Source organism: Pseudoalteromonas sp. TB25 (assembly GCF_000497995.1).
Classification (GTDB): domain Bacteria; phylum Pseudomonadota; class Gammaproteobacteria; order Enterobacterales; family Alteromonadaceae; genus Pseudoalteromonas; species Pseudoalteromonas distincta.
This window is the reverse complement of the sequence record NZ_AUTI01000354.1, coordinates 1-4,544: the sequence shown is the minus strand read 5'-3', so window position 1 is coordinate 4,544 and position 4,544 is coordinate 1. Positions and strand designations below refer to the sequence as shown.

4 protein-coding genes and 1 pseudogene are annotated in these 4,544 nt (G+C 39.0%); 2 read left to right on the top strand and 3 right to left on the bottom strand.

Going from position 1 to position 4,544, the window contains the following annotated elements:
- The first annotated feature begins 25 nt into the window (after nt 1–25).
- Both L652_RS0114990 and L652_RS0114985 read left to right on the top strand, forming a co-directional pair.
- Nucleotides 26–1,009, top strand: coding sequence for an IS110 family transposase (locus tag L652_RS0114990; protein WP_024597435.1), 984 nt, complete (start codon nt 26–28; stop codon nt 1,007–1,009).
- A 296-nt stretch (nt 1,010–1,305) separates the two neighbouring features.
- Nucleotides 1,306–2,400: a Fic family protein gene (locus tag L652_RS0114985; RefSeq protein WP_024597437.1), complete on the top strand. Its 1,095-nt coding sequence runs from the start codon at nt 1,306–1,308 to the stop codon at nt 2,398–2,400.
- Between the two features lie 174 nt (nt 2,401–2,574).
- On the opposite strand, the gene L652_RS0114980 is transcribed toward L652_RS0114985, so the two are convergent.
- The 3 genes and pseudogenes from L652_RS0114980 to L652_RS0114970 form a co-directional block, all read right to left on the bottom strand.
- A complete protein-coding gene (locus L652_RS0114980; RefSeq protein ID WP_002962076.1) occupies nt 2,575–3,000 on the bottom strand; it encodes a DUF86 domain-containing protein in 426 nt (141 codons plus the stop codon).
- On the bottom strand, nt 2,993–3,382 hold the full coding sequence (locus L652_RS0114975; RefSeq protein WP_002962075.1) for a nucleotidyltransferase domain-containing protein: 390 nt from the start codon (nt 3,380–3,382) through the stop codon (nt 2,993–2,995). The genes L652_RS0114980 and L652_RS0114975 overlap by 8 nt, the downstream gene beginning before the upstream one ends.
- Before the next feature lie 330 nt (nt 3,383–3,712).
- Nucleotides 3,713–4,544: pseudogene (locus L652_RS0114970) on the bottom strand (DUF2235 domain-containing protein); the annotation flags it as partial.

The following is a 4,544-nucleotide window of genomic DNA, read 5'->3' as shown; positions in this document are numbered from 1 at the left end:
GTATGTACAAGGGGAGTAAGTAGAGATGATGTTTATCGGCATTGATATTAGTAAAGAGAAGATTGATTTATCGTGGTTGAGAGACCAACTTACAAATAAAATTAAAACAAAAGTCTTTAAAAACAAGCGCCAAGATTTTGTAACAATAGAAAAATGGCTTTTAAATACAACAAAAAGCGCTGCTAATGAGCTCGTTATCACCCTCGAACCAACGGGTGTTTATCATGAAGCACTGATGTATTTTTTATACGAGCAAGGCTTTAATATTATTTTAGCGAACCCTGGTAAAGCTAAAAAGTATGCAGACGCTTTAAACATAATTCATAAAACAGACAAATCTGATGCAACGATGCTTGCTCATTATGGCTGTGCCAAGCACGCAGTCGTTAATTATTGGCAACCTGAAGCATTAGCAATTAGAGAGCTTAAAGCCCTTATCCGTCGTTTAGATGCGCTTGAGAGTAACCGGCAACGAGAAGCGAACCGATTAGAAGCAAGTGAATTCAGCAACGTTTCTGCGCGTGTTTGCCAATCTATAAAAGTGACTATCGCGTTTTTAGACGATGAAATTAAACAACTTAAATCTGACATTGATAACCACATAGATAATGAACCTGATTTAAAAAGAAACAGGAAACTACTTGAGTCAATCCCTGGCATAGGGCCCGTATTATCGAGAGAGCTGACGTATTTGTTTGCGGCTAAAAAATTTAATAAAGCCAAAGAAGCGGCGGCTTATTGTGGATTAATCCCACGGCATAATGAATCGGGTAAATTAAAAGGGCGAACATCAATCAGTAAACTTGGCCCAGCCAGAATTCGATGTAAACTTTATATGGCAGCCGTTGTTGCTGGGCAATGGAATAAAACAATAAAACGACACAAGTTAACGTTAATAAATAATGGTAAAACACCAATGCAAGCTGTGTGTGCAAATATGCGAAAGCTAATTCATATATGTTTTGGTGTAATAAAAAACCAAGAAGCGTTTAAGCTCCAAGAAAGTTAAATACGACCTTGAAGCTTAAAATGAGAGATGGTATCTACAGGTGTTGCGCTTGGCCTTATTTAAAAGCCAAAGCACGATATGAAATCGCACCTATGCTTTTGTTAAGAGCGGTGTTTGCAATGATGTAGGTGAGGTTTTATACCTCGCTTAAAAATACATTTTTTACCACAGGAAAGTGAATTACTGTTCAATGTAGCGCTTAAAAGTAATGAGGCAATTAACCCTGTTATTCGCCTCATTGCATGATGCAAATAAATAACATAGACTGAAGCTAATTACCTTTAGGACTAAAGACTATGTGGATATGGCAACAGCAAAACTGGCCAAACTTTACGTGGGATGCTGCAGCGCTTGCTCCTTTACTAAGGGATCTTTCATATAATCAAGGTTTATTAGTAGGGCGTATGGGCGTGCAAAGTGCTCAACAAAAGCAGCAAGCCCTTGATACTTTACTTGCAAATATTATTCACTCCAGTGCGATTGAGGGTGAAAAGCTTAATGCATTTTCGGTTCGCTCTTCTCTTGCTAAAAAGCTCAATATTAATGAGCAGCCTTACCCAACAACAGTGCAAAGCGATAATCTTGCAGAGATTATGCTTGATGCAATAAATAACACACACTCACCGCTTAATTTAGAACGAGTGCTTAATTGGCATCGCTTATTATTTGCAGGTGAGCAAAGCTTATTTACTAAAATTGAGGGCGGGCAATTGCGTGGTGGCGAGCCAATGCAAGTGGTATCGGGGCGCTTAGATAAACCGGTATTACATTTTACGGCGCCTCCTAAAGAGCGAGTAAATAAAGAGCTTTCGCTATTTTTTAATTGGTTTAACAAAACGCAAAACGAACCTCAAATAGACCCTTTTATTCGGGCAGCTATAGCACACTTATGGTTTGTAACAATACATCCACTTGAGGATGGTAATGGGCGTATTACACGCCTTATAACCGACCTGGCATTAGCGCAAGAACATGCTGAGTCAATTCGGTTTTACGCTATGTCGGTGGCTATTTTAGAAGACAGAAAAAGCTACTACGAGGTGCTTGAAGCCACTCAACGTGGAGAGCTTTGTATTACCCAATGGGTTAAATGGTTTTTATGTATGCTTAATAATGCGATACACCATACGCTTAATAATATTGAGCAAACAATTTTTAAAACCAATTACTGGGCAAGTAAAGATCAAACAAAGCTAGGTGAGCAGCAAGTAAAAGTGCTTAATAAGTTACTTGATGGCCAATTTGAACAGGGTATTAGTGCGAGTCAGTATCAAAAGGTAGCTAAGGTTAGCCGTGCAACCGCAACACGCCATTTATCGGACTTGCAAACGCTTGGATTTTTAACAAAAACCGCCGCAGGTGGGCGTAGTACACGTTACAAAATTGCCTAATGAGGTAATTACACATATTATTCGCCTCATTGTGTGAGGCGAATAGGTGTTTGAATTGTTGTAGGTGAGGTTTTATACCTCGCTCAATGTTTTTATAAGAACAAAGCGCGATGTAAAATCGCACCTACGGTTTTGTTCAGTGCAGTGGTTTAATTATTGTAGGTGAGGTTTTATCTATGAATCTTTGTTTAGCTCTGTAATCGCTTTAATACTAAATGCGTGCATAGTTGTGTAGTGTTGCTTTTTAATGATTGTTTTAACGATACTTTGGTCAATATTTAAGTAATCGTGAACAAGAGCATTTCGTAAGCCTATAATTTTACGCCATGACAGTAGTTCTGCCTCGCTCAAAAAGCCCAAATTAGTAAGTTCGCTAAATGTTTGATAGGCGTTGCTACTGGTACTACTTTTGTGCTGCTTTAGCCAATGCTTTGATAAACCAATACACACCTCGGTCATTAACTGTAGTAATCGCTCTGCAGCTCGGTAGTCTCTACTATTAAGTGAATCGATTTGACTGAGTTCGTCGAGTTCTTGCATATATTCGTCAATATGGCGTGTTACTTCACTTAAATAAAGTGTAATTCCGGTATCAGTCATGTTTACTCGCTATGGTTTCAAATTCGAACTGGCTATATATACGCTGCTGCTCTTTCATCGCTCTAACACTATTATTGCTTATAATTATTTTTCCATATTCAATAACGTTGAAAGCTAAATAACTTGGAATAATATTTATATCAACAATCGAAATAAGTTGTTCGTTAAGATTAAGTGCATTACTTATTTCAAGCTCAAGCTCTTTTGGCCTAAGGCGCTTATCGAACGATTCCAGATCAAAGTTTTTAAATGCTATGGCTAAGTCAATGTCACTATGAGGCTGAGCTGTCCCTTTTGCATGGGAGCCATATAGCCAAACTACATCAATGTCGGTGTTTTGATGTAAATACTCAATTATTTTTTGTATAACTTCATTTGCCACGAAAAAGTAACCATTGATAAAAACAGTAATAATAACCTATCAGTTTTATAGTGAACATTAAAACTGATATTTGTTTTATTTAATTTAAAAGCTTCGCTTTTCGCGCGAGCAAGCAGTGCGCCTACAGGTGTTTAGGCGGGCTTTGTAGCGTTGATTGGGAGTTATGATCCGTTACTAAAGAGCTAAGCGCGATGTAAAATCGCATCTACGGGTTTGTTGAGTGTGGTGTTTGAGTTGTTGTAGGTGAGGTTTTATACCTCGCTTAATGTTTTTATAAAGCCAAAGCGCGATGTAAATTCCAGCCTACAATTTAAAAGCCTCGGTTTCCTCTTATTCCAACCGCGTTACTTTCACTTTTATTTTACCGGCATTAGCGCCATAAAAGCGGCTTAAGTCGTTGGCAAATGGGCAAAACTCGCCTGATTTATCTATTTTAATGTCGGCGCCGTTGGCTATTTCAAAAAGGTGGTCGTCGTTTTTATTAATAGCACCAATGAGTGAAAACCATTGTGCGCGAGGGAATCGTCTAAATGGTTCAAGTACGGCCATCGGGATTTCTTTTACGCCAAGTTGTACGTTATCGCGGTTCCAGCCTAATGGCGTGCACTTTATGCCATCGTCAAACCAGTATTGATTTGGGTATGGGGTAAAACGGTACGTAGCGCCTTGCTCTAGCATGAGGCCGGTTGCGTTGTATTGCTCTGAGGCAAATACCATTACATCTTGGCTTTGGTTAATGCTCAGCACATTCATGTTTTGATTAGCCAGTTCTATATGTTGGCTTAAACCAATAAAGCTAAGTGTGGTGTTGTCGTTGTAGCTAATTTTGTAATGCAGTTTTTTTAGCGATTCTGGGCGGTAACTGGTTAGCTTATTAATGCGTTCGGCTACGCTGTAGTGCACTAAAGGCTCAAGGTTGCTGGCTTCGTCATCAATTAATACATAGCACTGCCTATCTACTAATTTAAAAAATGGGTTAAACCAAAAGTAATTTTGTTGGTGACTTAATGCGAGCGGATCGGGCGTTACGGTTACGTCATCTTGTGCTACTAAGTTGCTATCGGGGAGCAGGGTTTCGTAATCTATATCGTGGCTAGTGAGTAACGATATATTAAGCGGTTGTTCTATTAACCACTCAAGTGCGTAGCGCAAGCAAATATCG